The sequence below is a fragment of the Microbacterium hydrocarbonoxydans genome (genome assembly GCF_011752045.1).
GTDB lineage: Bacteria > Actinomycetota > Actinomycetes > Actinomycetales > Microbacteriaceae > Microbacterium.
This window is the reverse complement of the sequence record NZ_JAAKXW010000002.1, coordinates 415,645-429,180: the sequence shown is the minus strand read 5'-3', so window position 1 is coordinate 429,180 and position 13,536 is coordinate 415,645. Positions and strand designations below refer to the sequence as shown.

11 protein-coding genes are annotated in these 13,536 nt (G+C 71.3%); 8 read left to right on the top strand and 3 right to left on the bottom strand.

The features are described from left to right. Positions 1–7 precede the first annotated feature (7 nt). The 5 genes from G6G98_RS10275 to G6G98_RS10255 all read left to right on the top strand — a co-directional run bounded on the left by G6G98_RS10275 (position 8) and on the right by G6G98_RS10255 (position 7,960). Complete coding sequence (locus G6G98_RS10275; RefSeq protein WP_164234628.1) at positions 8–1,501, top strand: family 20 glycosylhydrolase; 1,494 nt, start codon at positions 8–10, stop codon at positions 1,499–1,501. Positions 1,502–1,609: 108 nt separating this feature from the next. Then, a complete protein-coding gene (locus G6G98_RS10270) occupies positions 1,610–4,603 on the top strand; it encodes an alpha-mannosidase (protein ID WP_164234629.1) in 2,994 nt (997 codons plus the stop codon). A gap of 252 nt (positions 4,604–4,855) precedes the next feature. Then, positions 4,856–5,266 carry an MmcQ/YjbR family DNA-binding protein gene (locus G6G98_RS10265; RefSeq protein ID WP_164234630.1) on the top strand — a complete coding sequence of 137 codons (411 nt, stop codon included), beginning with the start codon at positions 4,856–4,858 and terminating at the stop codon, positions 5,264–5,266. Positions 5,267–5,494: 228 nt separating this feature from the next. Beyond that, positions 5,495–7,081, top strand: coding sequence for an HNH endonuclease signature motif containing protein (locus G6G98_RS10260; protein WP_164234631.1), 1,587 nt, complete (start codon positions 5,495–5,497; stop codon positions 7,079–7,081). A 330-nt stretch (positions 7,082–7,411) separates the two neighbouring features. Continuing rightward, on the top strand, positions 7,412–7,960 hold the full coding sequence (locus G6G98_RS10255; protein WP_164234632.1) for a hypothetical protein: 549 nt from the start codon (positions 7,412–7,414) through the stop codon (positions 7,958–7,960). 12 nt (positions 7,961–7,972) lie between these two features. On the opposite strand, the gene G6G98_RS10250 is transcribed toward G6G98_RS10255, so the two are convergent. Together G6G98_RS10250 and G6G98_RS17065 are read right to left on the bottom strand one after the other, a co-directional pair. After that, the gene (locus G6G98_RS10250; protein ID WP_164234633.1) at positions 7,973–8,617 is read right to left on the bottom strand and encodes a PH domain-containing protein; all 645 of its coding nucleotides are present in this window, start codon (positions 8,615–8,617) and stop codon (positions 7,973–7,975) included. Then, positions 8,614–9,057, bottom strand: a complete 444-nt coding sequence (locus G6G98_RS17065; RefSeq protein ID WP_067347933.1) for a MarR family winged helix-turn-helix transcriptional regulator — start codon at positions 9,055–9,057, stop codon at positions 8,614–8,616. Before G6G98_RS17065 ends, G6G98_RS10250 begins: the two co-directional genes overlap by 4 nt. A 160-nt stretch (positions 9,058–9,217) precedes the next feature. Between G6G98_RS17065 and G6G98_RS10240 the strand changes: the two genes are divergently transcribed. After that, on the top strand, positions 9,218–10,351 hold the full coding sequence (locus G6G98_RS10240) for an AI-2E family transporter (RefSeq protein WP_243842081.1): 1,134 nt from the start codon (positions 9,218–9,220) through the stop codon (positions 10,349–10,351). Positions 10,352–10,358: 7 nt separating this feature from the next. Here the strand turns inward: G6G98_RS10240 and G6G98_RS10235 are convergent, their stop codons facing one another. After that, on the bottom strand, positions 10,359–10,949 hold the full coding sequence (locus G6G98_RS10235) for a hypothetical protein (RefSeq protein WP_067347926.1): 591 nt from the start codon (positions 10,947–10,949) through the stop codon (positions 10,359–10,361). Between the two features lie 124 nt (positions 10,950–11,073). On the opposite strand from G6G98_RS10235, the gene G6G98_RS10230 reads away from it, so the two are divergent. Both G6G98_RS10230 and G6G98_RS10225 read left to right on the top strand, forming a co-directional pair. Further along, positions 11,074–12,324 carry a glycosyltransferase gene (locus tag G6G98_RS10230; protein ID WP_067347923.1) on the top strand — a complete coding sequence of 417 codons (1,251 nt, stop codon included), beginning with the start codon at positions 11,074–11,076 and terminating at the stop codon, positions 12,322–12,324. A 2-nt stretch (positions 12,325–12,326) separates the two neighbouring features. Beyond that, positions 12,327–13,529, top strand: coding sequence for a glycosyltransferase (locus G6G98_RS10225; protein ID WP_067348435.1), 1,203 nt, complete (start codon positions 12,327–12,329; stop codon positions 13,527–13,529). Positions 13,530–13,536: the final 7 nt, after the last annotated feature.

Here is a 13,536-nt window from a genome sequence, read left to right as displayed (position 1 = left end):
TGGCGCTGTGCCAGAGCACGACATGCGGACGGCTGCGGGGGAGCGCTGGCTCGCGATCCCGCAGCCGTCCTCGTTCGCGCCCGCGGGCGGGAGATGGATGCCGTCGTCCGTACGGGTCTTCGCTGAGGAGCCGGCCCTCGAGGGTGAGGCGGTGCGGCTCGAGGAGGAGCTCGCCGCCCTCGGCATCCCTCGCGGCGATCGCGCGGTCGTCCGGCTGCGGCGCTCAGGCTCGTCTCCGGAGGCGTTCGCGATCGAGATCGGCGAGGACGTCGAGGTGAGGGCGGGGGATGCGGCGGGCAGCTTCCGGGCCACGCGGCAGCTGCTGCACAACCTCCGTGCGCAGGGTTTCGTGCCGTGCGGCCGGGTCGAATCGGCTCCCGCCGTCGCCGAGCGCGGGCTCCACCTCGACGCCGCGCGCAAGCACTTCCCGGCGGACTGGATCGTCGGGATGCTGCACGCCGCCGCCGACGTCGGCATCAACGTCTTCCAGTGGCACTTCTCCGAGAACGAGGGGTTCCGCCTGGCGTCCGAGACGTTCCCCGAGGTCGTCTCGGCCGACCACATCACCCGGGAGGAGGCCGGCCGGATCGTCGAGGTCGCGCACGACCTGCACGTCGACGTGGTCCCGTCGCTCGACATGCCGGGGCATCTTCGGCGGGTGCTGTCCGCGCATCCGGAGCTGAGGCTGCCACCGGGCGTCGACGCCGTCTCGGGAGGCGCCGTCGACACCGCGCACGCGCTCGACATCACGCGTGACGAGGCGATCGCCTTCGCGAGGGGGCTGATCGACGACATGGCGCCGGTCTTCCCGCACAGCACGAAGTGGAATCTCGGCGGAGACGAGTTCGTCGCGTTCGAGCGCATCGAGGACTACCCCGCGCTGACCGACGCGGCGCGGGCCCGATACGGCCCCGACGGCACCGGGTTCGATCTGCTCGCCGCGTTCGTGAACGAGATCGCGCGGCACCTGGGCGGCCGGGGTCTCCAGGCGCGGGCGTGGAACGACGGGATGCTGCGCGGTGCGGTCGTGCCGCTGGACCCGGAGGTGGTGCTGACGTGGTGGACCAACTGGCACGCCGCGATGCGGCCGGTGTCGGAGGCCCTGACGGCCGGACATCGACTCGTCAACCTGAACGACGATCTCCTCTACTACGTGCTGGGGGAGAACGCGGGCTACCGCTACCCGACCGCGGAGCGGATCTGGGCGGCGGACTGGCATCCGGGCCTGTTCCCCCGGCTCTGGGGCGAGGGCGGGCAGGCCACCGTGCGACAGGAGCTGGCGGCTCCCTATCCCGCTCCGCTGGTCGGATGCGCCTTCGCGATCTGGTCGGACCGGCCTGAGGCGCAGACGCCGGAGCAGGTCGCCGAGGGCATCCGTTCGCCGATGCGTGCGATGGTCGAGCGAGCCTGGAATGCCGGAACACTGCTGTCGCATCAGGAGTTCTGTGAGATCGACGCGCTGATCGGTGTCGCAACCGAAGTCGGGCGAGCGCGCCGGTAGCGTCGAGGGCGTCGCGATCACTAGGCTCGGGAGATCAGGGTCACTAGAGCGATTTAGTAAATTAGCCTGAGTAAATCCCCCGCCCGTCAAAAACGGAGACACGACCTCATGCATGACGACACCTCGCTCACCGTCGGCCGCGTCAAGCGCGTCCTCGACGAGCGCATCCGCCCGGCCATCCACTCGGCTTCGGTGCCGCTGACGGTCGAGGTGAACGAGCTCCCCGGCGAGCCGATCACGCCCGCCGAGGGACTCGCCCTCGAGTTCGCCCCCACCGCCGTGCCGAGCATGTGGGGGCCGGCCTGGTCGACGACCTGGTTCAAGCTCACCGGCCAGGTCCCGGCCGAGTGGGCCGGTCGCCGCGTCGAGGCCGTGATCGACCTCGGCTTCGACATCAACATGCCCGGGTTCCAGTGCGAGGCCCTCGTCTACCGCCCCGACCTCACCCCGGTGAAGAGCATCAACCCGCGCAACCAGTGGCTGCCGATCGCCGAGGTCGCACAGGGCGACGAGCCCGTGGAGCTGTACCTCGAGGCCGCGGCCAACCCGGTGCTGCTCGACTATCACCCCTTCCTGCCCACCCAGGAGGGCGACATCCGCACCTCCTCGCCCGAGCCGCTGTACCGCACCCGCCGGATCGACCTCGCGGTCTTCGAGCAGGAGGTGTTCGAGCTCTCCCTCGACCTCGATGTGCTCTTCGAGCTGCAGGCCGAGCTGCCGGCGACCTCGCCGCGGCGCATGCGCATCCTGCAGGCCATGGACGACGCCCTCGACGTGCTCGACCTGCAGCGCATCGCCGAGACGGCATCCGACGCCCGCGCCCGGCTCGCCGAGGTGCTCGCCGCGCCGGCCGAGGCCAGCGCCCACCGGATCTCGGCCATCGGCCACGCGCACATCGACTCCGCCTGGCTGTGGCCGGTGCGCGAGACGATCCGCAAGGTCGCCCGCACCACGTCCTCGATGACGACGCTCATCGAGGAGCAGCCGGACTTCCAGTACGGCATGTCCAGCGCCCAGCAGTATGCCTGGCTCAAGGAGCACCGTCCCGAGGTGTACGCGCGGGTGAAGGCGGCCGTGTCCGACGGGCGCTTCCTGCCGCTCGGCGGCATGTGGGTCGAGTCCGACACGGTGATGCCCTCCGGCGAATCCCTGGTGCGCCAGTTCCAGTACGGCCAGCGCTTCTTCGAGCGCGAGTTCGGCATCCGCTCGAGGGGCGTCTGGCTGCCCGACAGCTTCGGCTACTCACCCGCGCTGCCGCAGCTCATGCGCCGCGCCGGGTTCGAGTGGTTCTTCACGCAGAAGATCTCCTGGAACCAGCAGAACGTCTTCCCGCACCACACCTTCCTGTGGGAGGGCATCGACGGCTCGCAGATGTTCACGCACTTCCCGTCGATGGACACCTACAACTCGCAGCTGAGCGGCATGGAGGTGGCCAAGGCCTCCCGCCAGTTCAAGGAGAACCGGGTCACCTCGCGTTCGATCGCCCCGGTCGGCTGGGGCGACGGCGGCGGCGGCACCACCCGCGAGATGGCAGGCAAGGCCGCGCGCCTTGCCGATCTCGAGGGCAGCGCTCGGGTCGAGTGGGAGCATCCCGACTCCTTCTTCGAGAAGGCGCGCGCGGAGCTGCCGCATCCGGCGGTCTGGGTCGGCGAGCTCTACCTCGAGCTGCACCGCGGAACCCTCACCAGCCAGCACGCCACGAAGGCCCTGCACCGCTGGGCCGAGCACGCCCTGGTCGAGGCCGAGCTGTGGGCGGCGACGGATGCCGTGCGCACCGGCGCCGCGTACCCGCAGGCCGACCTCGACCGGCTGTGGCAGACCGTGCTGCTGCACGAGTTCCACGACATCCTCCCTGGCACCTCGATCGCCTGGGTGCACCGCGAGGCCGTCGAGGTGCTCTCGGGAGTGCTGGCGGATGCTCGCGGGCTCGCCGACGCCGCCCGCCGCTCGCTCGCGGGAGAGGGCGAGCGCGAGCTCGTGTTCGACCCCACCTCCGTCGGCGGCGGACGCGCGCTGGGCGCCGCTTTCGCAGAGGCGCCGACGACGGCATCCGTCTCCCTCGCCGAGGAGGCCGGGGGCCACCGCCTGGAGAACGATCTCGTGTCGGTGCTGATCTCGGCCGAGGGGCTGATCGTGTCGGCCGTCGACAAGGCCACCGGCCGCGAGGCCGTCGCGGCGGGGAAGGCGGCGAACCTCTTCCAGCTGCACCAGGACTTCCCGAACATGTGGGACGCCTGGGACATCGACCGGTACTACCGCAACCGCGTGGACGACCTCACGCAGGTCTCCGAGCTCTCGGCATCCGTCGTCGACGGGGTCGCGACCGTGACGGTGACCCGGGCGTTCTCGGAGTCGACCCTCGTGCAGACGATCACCCTCGCTCCGGATTCACGGACCGTCCTGCTGCGGAACGACATCGACTGGCACGAGACCGAGAAGCTGCTCAAGCTCGCCTTCCCGCTCGACGCGCAGGCCGCGCACACCGAGGCCGAGACGCAGTTCGGCTATCAGGCGCGCGTCACGCACACGAACACGAGCTGGGAGGCGGCGAAGTTCGAGACCTCGATGCACCGCTTCGTGCTGGTGCGCGAGCAGGACTTCGGTGTCGCCCTCGTGAACGACTCCATCTACGGCTACGACACCACGCGAGAGGTCGACGGCGACGCCGTGACGACGACCGTGCGGCTGTCGCTGCTGCGCGCGCCGCGCTTCCCCGACCCCGACACCGACCACGGCAGGCACGAGATCACCGTCGGTCTCGTGATCGGCGCGGATGCCGGCATCGCGACCGCCGAGGGCATCCGGCTGAACTCGCCGGCGACGCTCGTGCGCGGTGCGCGGGAGGTCGAGCCGCTGGTCTCGGTTGCGGGCGAGGGCATCGTGGTCTCGGGCGTGAAGCTCGCCGACGACGCCTCCGGAGACGTGATCGTGCGGGTGTACGAGTCGCTCGGCCGTCGCGCGACGGGGGCGCTGTCGGTCGGGTTCGAGCACCGGGAGGTGCGCGAGGTCTCTCTCATCGAGGACGAGCTGGAGTCGCCGCGCACCGGCGGCGAGCTGCGGCTGCGCCCGTTCGAGGTGCGGACGCTGCGCATCGTGCGCTGATCGCCGCCCCGGCGGGTGCGAGAAGTCGGAGTTTCCGCGCGACATGCGCGGCGCCGGGCACGTCGGGCGGCGTGTCCCTCCGGAACTCCGACTTCTCGCACGGCGACGCCCGCCCCTCGGCTCCGCCCCTCGGCTCCGCCTCCCGGGCGGCGGATGCTGCGCGTGCCGGTGGCGGGGCTGCGCGTGCGAGGTGCGGATGCCGTTCGTGCGTGTGGCGTTGCGAGGGCGCACGCGCGGGAGGACGATGGTGCGGTGGCGACCGTCGACGACGTGCGCGAGATCGCGCTGGCGCTGCCCGGGGTGACCGAGGTCATGGGCGGGCACACCGGCGCGGCCGCGTGGCGCCTGAAGGGCGGGCAGATCGCGTGGCTGCGCGGTCCGACCGGAGCCGACCTGCGCCAGCTCGCCGACGTCGGCCGGAGCTGGCCGTCGGGGGAGGTTCTGGGCGTGCGCGTCGGCTCGCTCGAGGAGAAGGAGGCCCTCCTTCTCGCGGAGCCGGATTGGCTGTTCACGATCCCGCACTTCGACGGCTACCCCGCGCTGCTCGTGCGCCTCGACGCGATCGACCGCGACCGGCTCGCCGAGGTGATCGCCGACGCATGGCTCCTGCGCGCACCCCGCACCGCCGCGAAGGCCTGGCTCGCGGAGCGCGGGCTGGAGTGATCCCCGCCCGGTGGACGAGGGCTTCCGTCCGCGGTCGTCGAGTGAGCGAGTCGAAACGCCTGTGCCCTGCCCCGCGGTCGTTGAGCGAGCGCGAGTCCACCGGTCGTTGAGCGAGCGGAGCGAGTCGAAACGCCCTTTCCGAGCACGACTCGAGATTCGGTCGAAAAGTTTCTCCGATCTGGGGAAACCGGCCTCACAATGTCGGTGGCCCCGTGTTCAATGGGAGGTATGAACAGCCCCGCCGACACCGTCGCTCAGGTCGCTTCCGACCTGCGCGAGCTGCTGTCCGGCGACACGGTCGCCGGGTTGTCGGATGCCGACCGCGCGGCGCTACTCGTCGGCCTCGGTGAGGTCTCCCGGCTGGCGGATGCCGGCATCGTGGAGGCGGTGGCGACGGCGGATGTGGAGTTCGGTCACCGATTCGGATGCCGCGGCATGAACGAACTCCTCCGCCGCGCCACCCTGGTCGATGCGCCGACGGCAGGGAGGATCATCCGCGCTGCGGACGCGGCGGCGCGGGAGGTGAGTCTGGTGTCGGGGGAGCGGATGCCGGCCCGCTGGCCCGCGATGCGCGAAGCACTGCTGGACGGTGCCGTCGGCGTGACCGGTCTGCTGGCGGCGGTGGGCCCGTTGGAGCGCGCGCGGGATCGGATCTCGCTCGAGGAGCGGTTGTGGGCGGACGCGAACCTCGCGGCGTTCGCGCGCGGTGAGAACCTCCCGGATGTGGACGCGGATGCGGATGCGGACACAGGGGCCGCGGTGGAGGCTGGGGCTGGCCAGGATGTCGATGCGGGCGAGGGGCGTCCGGATGCGGGTGTCGAGGACGATACGGCTGCAGGCACGGACGGCGATGCGCCCGGTCGGGGTCCGCGGGCATCCGCGGAGGACTTGAAGATGTTCGCGAGTGCTCTTGCGGTGGGGTTGGATCCGGATGGGGCAGAGCCCTCGGATCAGGAGGCGCAAGCGCGTCGCTGCTTCACGGTGGGCCGGTTGCGCAATGGGGTGCATCCGGTGCGCGGGAATCTGACTCCGGAGGTCGCTGCGGCGTGGCAGCTGATCGCCGACGCGTACAACAATCCGAAGGTCGGCGGCGCTCCCGCTCCTGGGGTGCGGTTCGAGCCCGCCGAGGATGAGTTCGACACTGACCCCGATGGCCCCGACCCCGATGGTGGTGAGGGGGAGGACAGGTTCAATATCGATCCGCGGAACCTGATCGATTCCCGCACGCCCGGGCAGAAGCGCCACGACGCTCTCGCCGCCGTGCTGGGGATCGCCGCGCGCCACGAGGAGATGCCGTCCCTGGGTGGTGCTGCGCCGACGCTGGTGGTGCATGTGGAAGCGAAGGACCTCGCCACCGGGACGGGCTGGGCGACGATCCCCGGCGCCGACACCCCCGTCTCGCTCGGCGTCGCCACGCACACGGCGTGTACGGGTGCGGTTCAGCGGGTGCTGTTCGACGAGGGCCGGATCATCGGGATCTCGACCACCGATCGGGTGTTCACGGTGCATCAGCGGCGGGCGATCGTCGCCCGCGATCGGGAGTGCCTGATCCCCGGCTGTCATGTCCCCGCGTCGTGGTGTGAGATCCATCACGTCCACGAGCACGCGAAGGGCGGTCCGACCCATACCGATAACGGGGTGCCGTTGTGCTGGTGGCATCACCGCTCCCTGGAGCATTCCGGGTGGGAGATCCGGATGAACGGCGGGGTCCCGCAGATCCGCGGTCCGGAGTGGTGGGACCCGCAACAGCGATGGCGCACCCCGAGACATTCCCTTCCCCTGAAGTCAGCGCGGCGGCCGGTGTTGCGTACCTGAACAGCATCTGCACTATCCGCGCGTACGTGTCGTGCTCCGGAAGGGGCGTTTCGTCTCGCTCCGCTCGCTCAACGAGCGGGTGGGCGCTCACTCAACGACCGAGCGACCGGATGGGTGCTCGGGTTCAGAGTGGAGCGATGGATGTCGTGGGGAAGCTGGCACCGGGTCTGGCGGGAGCACGCCGAAGGCGAGCGAGGGCATGTCTTCCTCACGACATCCATCGCGCAGCGCCCCACAAGCAACCGATGCCGCACCCCACAGGAAGCGCAGCGCCCACAGAACACGCCCCGCGCGCGAGCGACGGACGCCCCGGGCCCTAGTGTCGATCCCATGACCCCGCCCGCAGAGCTCGACCTCACCGATCTGCCGCGGTTCCTCGCCCGTCTCGGCGACCGGGACGCGGGTGCCGCGGCGCTGGCGCGTCAGCTGCTCGATCGCGGCTGGTCGGTGCAGAGCTTCTGGGGACCCGAGCAGATGGACGTGTGGTCCCTCACCGTCCGCCGCGAGGACCGGACGGTGCGATTCGGCATCGAGCGCGGCTACGTCGACCCCGTGATGGTGGCATCCGACGGCGACGGCGACGCCGAGCCCGCCTACCGGCTCCTGTCGCTGGCCATTCTCGGCTGGGCGCGTGCATCCGGCGTCGACCTGCCGTTCCCCGGCGTGAAGGACTTCCGCCCCGACCTCGGCGCGCACGGCCTCGAGGCGATCGATTGGCTCGCGGCCGGGAACGACCATGTCCTCGCGCGGATCGATGCGGCGTGGAAGGCGGACCGCGCCCGCCGCCACGAGCCGGCGGGCCGCGCGGGCGACGGCATCGTCGTCGACGCGAGGGCTCGCGGCATCCGTGCGATCGAAGAGGCGGCAGCGCCGCGCTGAGGCAGGAGTCGTTCAGTCTCCGACGAGGAACGGCCGCGCGGCCGCGAGGAACGCCCGCGGGTCGTCGGCCCACAGTCGGATGCTCTCGACCTCGTGCGACCCGCCGCGTGGCGCCAGTCCCGGCAGGGTGACGACGTGGGGGCGTTCCAGCTCGATGAGGATGTTCGTCTCGTCCTGCATCCGCTCGGCGTACTCGCCGTCCGTGACCCGTGGCTGCTTCGGCTCGTCGACGCGGCGGGAGATCTCGACGGAGGCGATGGCGTCCCAGGGCACGGGGACGTCGACCTCCAGGCCGTTGCGGACGCGGATGCCGTCGGGCCCGACCGTGTGGGGCCTCATGAGCATCGCGCAGAGCAGGCCGACCATCCAGGTGACTCCCCAGATCCCGAGGATGAGCATCGGGATGCGCACGGCCGGCCAGCGGTGCACGATGAGGTCGATGATCGGGATCTCGACCGTCGAGAGGCCGATGAAGATGAACAGCACGGTGAGGACGGGCCGGTGGTAGCCCAGGCCCGTGCCCCCGGTGGGGATCGCCGGACGTCGCGCGATGGCCCGGCCGATGCTGGAGTAGACGCGGATCTCGGCGTGCAGGGCGCGGCGGAGGAGGTCTCGGAGCCGGGCGCCGCGCGAGGGTGGGGCGATCGTCGTCGTCATCGTGCCTCCCCGGCCTGCGCCACGAGGGCGGCGAGGTGCTCGGCGATCGCCGCGACACCCCGCTCCACGGCGTCGCGATCCTCCGGCGCGACCGCCGAGAGCAGCGAGGCGCTCAGCTCCTGATGGTCCTGCTGCATCCGGGTCATCGTCGCGACCGCGTCCGGCGTGAGCTCGACGAGGACGGCGCGGCGATCCGTCGGGTGCGGGGTGCGGCGCACGTGCCCGGTCCCCTCGAGTGCGTCGACGAGTGCGGTGATGTTGCGCGGCGTGACACCGCAGAGGCCTGCCAGCGCCTGCTGAGTCGACGGGCCGGCGTGCTGCAGCGCCCACAGCACGTGCACCCGGGCGGGAGTCAGGCCGGTGCCCGCGAAGGCCCGATCCATGTCCTTCTGGAACAGGTCGCCGATCTGCAGCAGCCGGTCGAGAAGAAGGGGTTCCATAACCGTTACCTTACTACATGATTACATATATTCACGAAAGTGCGCGTCCGCTTCGCCGACGGCGCGGGGCCAGAAACGCACGTTCCGCGGGCTGAGAACGTGCACTTCTGACCCCGCGTCCGACCACGGCGGAAGCGCGAGCACGGGTTACGCTGACCGGGTGAGCAGCCCCGCGTCATCCGCCGATCGCTCCCTGTCCCCGAGCCTGCGCACCCTGCTGGCGCTCGCCGCGGCCGTCGTCGTGATCGCCGGCATCTCGCTCGCCCGCGAGATCGTCGGACCGCTCGCTCTCGCCGCGGTCATCGTCATCGTCTGCGAGCCGGCGCGCGCCCCGCTCGAGCGCCGCGGCTGGCCGCGCGGGCTGGGCACGACCGCCGTGATCGTGCTCGCCTACCTGATCCTCCTCGCGATGGGGGCGCTGCTCTGGTTCGCCGGCGTGCAGTTCACCGGCCTCGCCAGGGACTTCGCGTCGGACGGAGAGCTCGTCGGGCGGGTGAAGGACCTGATCGCCTGGCTGCAGTCCCTGGGGCTCGCGGAGGAGGGGGCGGACGCCCTCGCCTCCGCCCTCGACCCGGCGACGCTCCTCTCGATCGTCTCGCAGGTCAGCGGCGCGGTCCTCGCGGTGGCCACAGCCCTCTTCTTCGTCTTCGCGTACATCATCTTCATGACGGCGGATGCTGCCCGCTACCGCGAGGCTCCCGCGCTGTTCGGCGCCGTCCGCGGCCGGGTGCTCGGACGGATCGCGCACCTCAACAGCGGCATCCGCCGGTACTACGTCGTCAACGCGGCCTTCGGCGCCGTCGTCGCGATCGTCGACGGCCTGGCGCTGTGGTGGATGGGCGTGCCTGCGCCGCTGGTGTGGGCGATCCTCGCGTTCGTCACGAACTTCGTCCCGAACATCGGCTTCGTGCTCGGCCTCGTGCCTCCCGCGATCCTCGCGTTCGTCGTCGGAGACTGGCCGCTTCTGCTCGCGGTGATCGCCGTCTACAGCGTCGTGAACGTGGTGCTGCAGGTGCTCGTGCAGCCGAAGTTCGTCAGCGACGCGGTCGACCTCAGCCTCACCCTGAGCTTCTTCTCGGTGATCTTCTGGACCTTCGTGATCGGCCCGCTCGGCGCGATCCTGTCCATCCCGCTCACGCTCCTCGCGCGCACCCTCGTGCTCGAGCCGAACCCCGATGCGCTGTTCCTGCGCTGGGTGTCCGGCGACCGCACGGCCGTGCCGCCGCCTCCGGAGCCCGAGCCGCTGCCGATCCGCCGGCGCGGCCGTCGCCGGTGGCCGTGGAGCCGCCGCTGAGCCCGGCTCAGGCCGGATCGAGCCGCAGCACCTCGGGCGACTCTCCGCCGGTGAGCTCGTCGGCCACCCGGATGCTGCGCGCCAGGTCGTCGAGGGCGCCGCTCAGCGTGCCGAAGCGCTCGCGGTCGCTGCAGATCGCGGTCAGCGTGATGAGGTGCGTGCCGGTGTCCCAGGTGTAGGTGGTGAACGGGGGAGCGGTCGGCGACGGAGGCATCGCCACCACGAGCTTCTCGCCGGCGCCGAGCCAGCGGCTCCGGAACGTCTCCGTGTCGTCGTAGTCCATCGGCATGGATGCCCGGGCGATGCGCACATCCGGGGTGAGTGCCTGTGCTGTGGCCATCGCCACCACCAGCTCGGGCTCCGCCTTCCATGTCCAGGCGAGCACGCGGCCGTCGGCCTTCTTCATGAGGAGCGGCGCAGCCTGGCTCATCGCCCATGCGCCGAGCTTCGACCCCGGCCGCGGCGTCGCGCCCATCGCGGTGCTCGCCTGCCCCAGGAGCATCCGGATCGCCGCCTTGCGGTGCCGGCGTCCTTTCCAACCAAGGGAGTCGGTCACGGGGATCCAGCGCTGGGGGTCGGCCTCGGCTGTCAGTCGCATGCCCCCCACGGTACTGGCGGAGCCTGAGGGGATGCCGGTATGCCTGGGCGGTGCGATCAGGGCCCTCGGGTAGAGTGGCCAGCGCCCGAAAGGGCCTCCCGTGGCCGTTGTACCGTAAGGCAGCATGTCTTCTTCCTCCTCCGACCCGACGAGCGCACCCTCCGCCGAACCCGATAGGGCCGAGCCCGGCGGGGCCGGTGCGGAGCAGCGACCGCTGCGCATCCTGATCGGCTGCGACACCTTCGCGCCTGACATCAACGGCGCCGCGCGCTTCGCCGAGCGTCTCGCCGCCGGCCTCGTGCAGCGCGGCCACGACGTGCACGTCTCAGCCCCGAACCAGGCCTACCGCCGCACGCCGGCGCGCACCGAGGTCATCGAGGGCGAGCCGATGACCCTGCACCGCCTGCCGTCGGTGCGCTGGCTGCCGCACGATTGGATCCGCTTCGTGTGGCCGTGGCGCTCGAAGCACTACGCCCGCGAGGTCCTCGACCGTGTGCAGCCCGACGTGGTGCACATCCAGTCGCACATCATCATCGGCCGCGGTCTCGCCCGCATCGCGCACGAGCGGGGCATCCCGGTCATCGCGACGAACCACGTGATGGCCGAGAACATCCTCGACCACACCCTGCTGCCGAAGGTCGTCGCCGAGCCGATCCTGCGCGTCGCGTGGTCCGACGCCAAGCGCACGTTCGAGCGGACCCGCGCGATCACGACGCCCACTCGCCGCGCCGCGGACTTCCTCGAGCGCACCGTCGCCGTCGAGGGCGTCATCCCGGTGAGCTGCGGCATCGACCGGTCGCAGTACCAGCCGGTGATCGGCCCCCGCGAGAAGAACCGGATCATCTTCGTCGGCCGCCTCACCGCCGAGAAGCAGGTCGAGGTCATCCTCAAGGCGATGACCAGGCTCGACCCCGCGCTCGACGTCAGCTTCGACATCGTCGGCGGCGGTGACCAGCGCAAGCAGCTCGAGCACCTCAGCACGCAGCTCGGCCTCGGCGACCGCGTCACCTTCCACGGCCGCACCACCGACGAGGAGCTGCGCGCCCTGCTGTCCCGGGCCTCGGTGTTCACCATCGCCTCGATCGCGGAGCTGCAGTCCATCGCCACCATGGAGGCCATGGCCTCGGCGCTGCCGGTCGTCGCGGCGGATGCCGTCGCCCTGCCCCACCTCGTGCACGACGGCGAGAACGGCTACCTGTTCGAGCCGGGGAACGACGCCGAGCTCGCCGCGCGGCTGACGGACGTGCTCACCGCCGATCAGGCCGAGTACGAGCGGATGCAGCAGGCCTCGCTCGACGGCGTCGCGATCCACGACATCAACCGCACGCTCGACACCTTCGAGGCCCTGTACCGCGACGAGCCGCTGCCCGAGTGACGATGCACATCGTCTTCTTCGGCGATCAGCACCTCGGCTCGCTCGGCGGTGCGCAGGTCTCGATGCGGCTGCAGCGGGAGTTCCTGGAGCGCGCCGGCCACACGGTGACGGTGGTGGCGCCGAAGATGCACGGCCCCCGCGCGGCGGCTCCGGACCCGGCGTACATCGACCTCCCCTCGATGCCGATCACCGTCGACCGCGAGTACTCGATGAGCCTGCCGGGACGCGCGACGGACCGCTTCCTCGACCGCGCCCTGACCCGGCGCCCGCCGGTCGACCTCGTGCACGTGCAGGCCGACTTCTGGGGCGCCTTCATCGGCCACCGTTACGCGGCGCGCCACGGACTCCCCGTCGTGCACACGATGCACAACCGCGTCGACGTCGGCATCCAGGCGGTCACCCCGCTGCACCGGCCCGTGCTCGCCGTTCTCAACGCCTGGCGCCGTGGGGCCCTCCGCGGTGTCGCCGAGAGCGCTTCGGGCCACGACGGCTGGGCATTTCTGCGCGGCCTCGCCGCGGGGGCGGATGCCGTCACCGCGCCGTCGACGCACTTCGCGCGCCGGCTCGAGGAGCACGGCGTGTTCTCGCCGGTCGACGTCATCTGGAACGGCATCGACGACGACGTGCGCGCCGAGACGCTTGCCGGAGCCCCCGTGACGCGCGAGCCCGGCCGCCCGCGGTTCGTCTGGCTCGGACGGATGAGCCCGGAGAAGCGCCTGCTGCCCTTCCTCGAGGCGTTCGTCGCCTCCGGCGTGGACGCCGATCTCGAGATCATCGGCGGCGGCGGGCAGAAGGCCGCGGCCGAGAAGATCGTCGCGGGGCTCCCCGGGGTGCGCTTCGCCGGACGCCTCAGCTATCCGCAGACGCTCGCGCGGATCGCGGCGGCCGACGCCCTCGTGCAGACATCGATCGGCTTCGAGACGCAGGGCATGACGCCGTTCGAGGCGGCCACGCTCGGCACGCCCTCGGTCATCTGCGACCCCGACATCGCCGCAGAGCTCGGCGGCGGCCTGTGGGCCGTGCCCGGGGCCGAGGGCACCGAGGCGCAGCGCACGGCGGGGCTCATCGAGACGCTGCGGCGCGCGGCATCCGACATCGCGAACGGCACCGCCCCCGTCCCCTCCAAGGAGGTCGCCGAGGCGTTCCGGCAGTCCTCGCGCACCGCCGCGATGATCGAGGTCTACGAGCGGGTGCTCGCCGGCTGAGCGGTGC

Excerpts from the sequence above, each read along its gene's own strand:
- G6G98_RS10225 (WP_067348435.1), top strand. The coding sequence starts at position 12,327 with ATGCACATCGTCTTCTTCGGCGATCAGCACCTCGGCTCGCTCGGCGGT.
- G6G98_RS10270 (WP_164234629.1), top strand. The coding sequence starts at position 1,610 with ATGCATGACGACACCTCGCTCACCGTCGGCCGCGTCAAGCGCGTCCTC.
- G6G98_RS17065 (WP_067347933.1), bottom strand. The coding sequence starts at position 9,057 with ATGGAACCCCTTCTTCTCGACCGGCTGCTGCAGATCGGCGACCTGTTC.
- G6G98_RS10255 (WP_164234632.1), top strand. The coding sequence starts at position 7,412 with ATGACCCCGCCCGCAGAGCTCGACCTCACCGATCTGCCGCGGTTCCTC.
- G6G98_RS10230 (WP_067347923.1), top strand. The coding sequence starts at position 11,074 with ATGTCTTCTTCCTCCTCCGACCCGACGAGCGCACCCTCCGCCGAACCC.
- G6G98_RS10250 (WP_164234633.1), bottom strand. The coding sequence starts at position 8,617 with ATGACGACGACGATCGCCCCACCCTCGCGCGGCGCCCGGCTCCGAGAC.
- G6G98_RS10235 (WP_067347926.1), bottom strand. The coding sequence starts at position 10,949 with ATGCGACTGACAGCCGAGGCCGACCCCCAGCGCTGGATCCCCGTGACC.
- G6G98_RS10260 (WP_164234631.1), top strand. The coding sequence starts at position 5,495 with ATGAACAGCCCCGCCGACACCGTCGCTCAGGTCGCTTCCGACCTGCGC.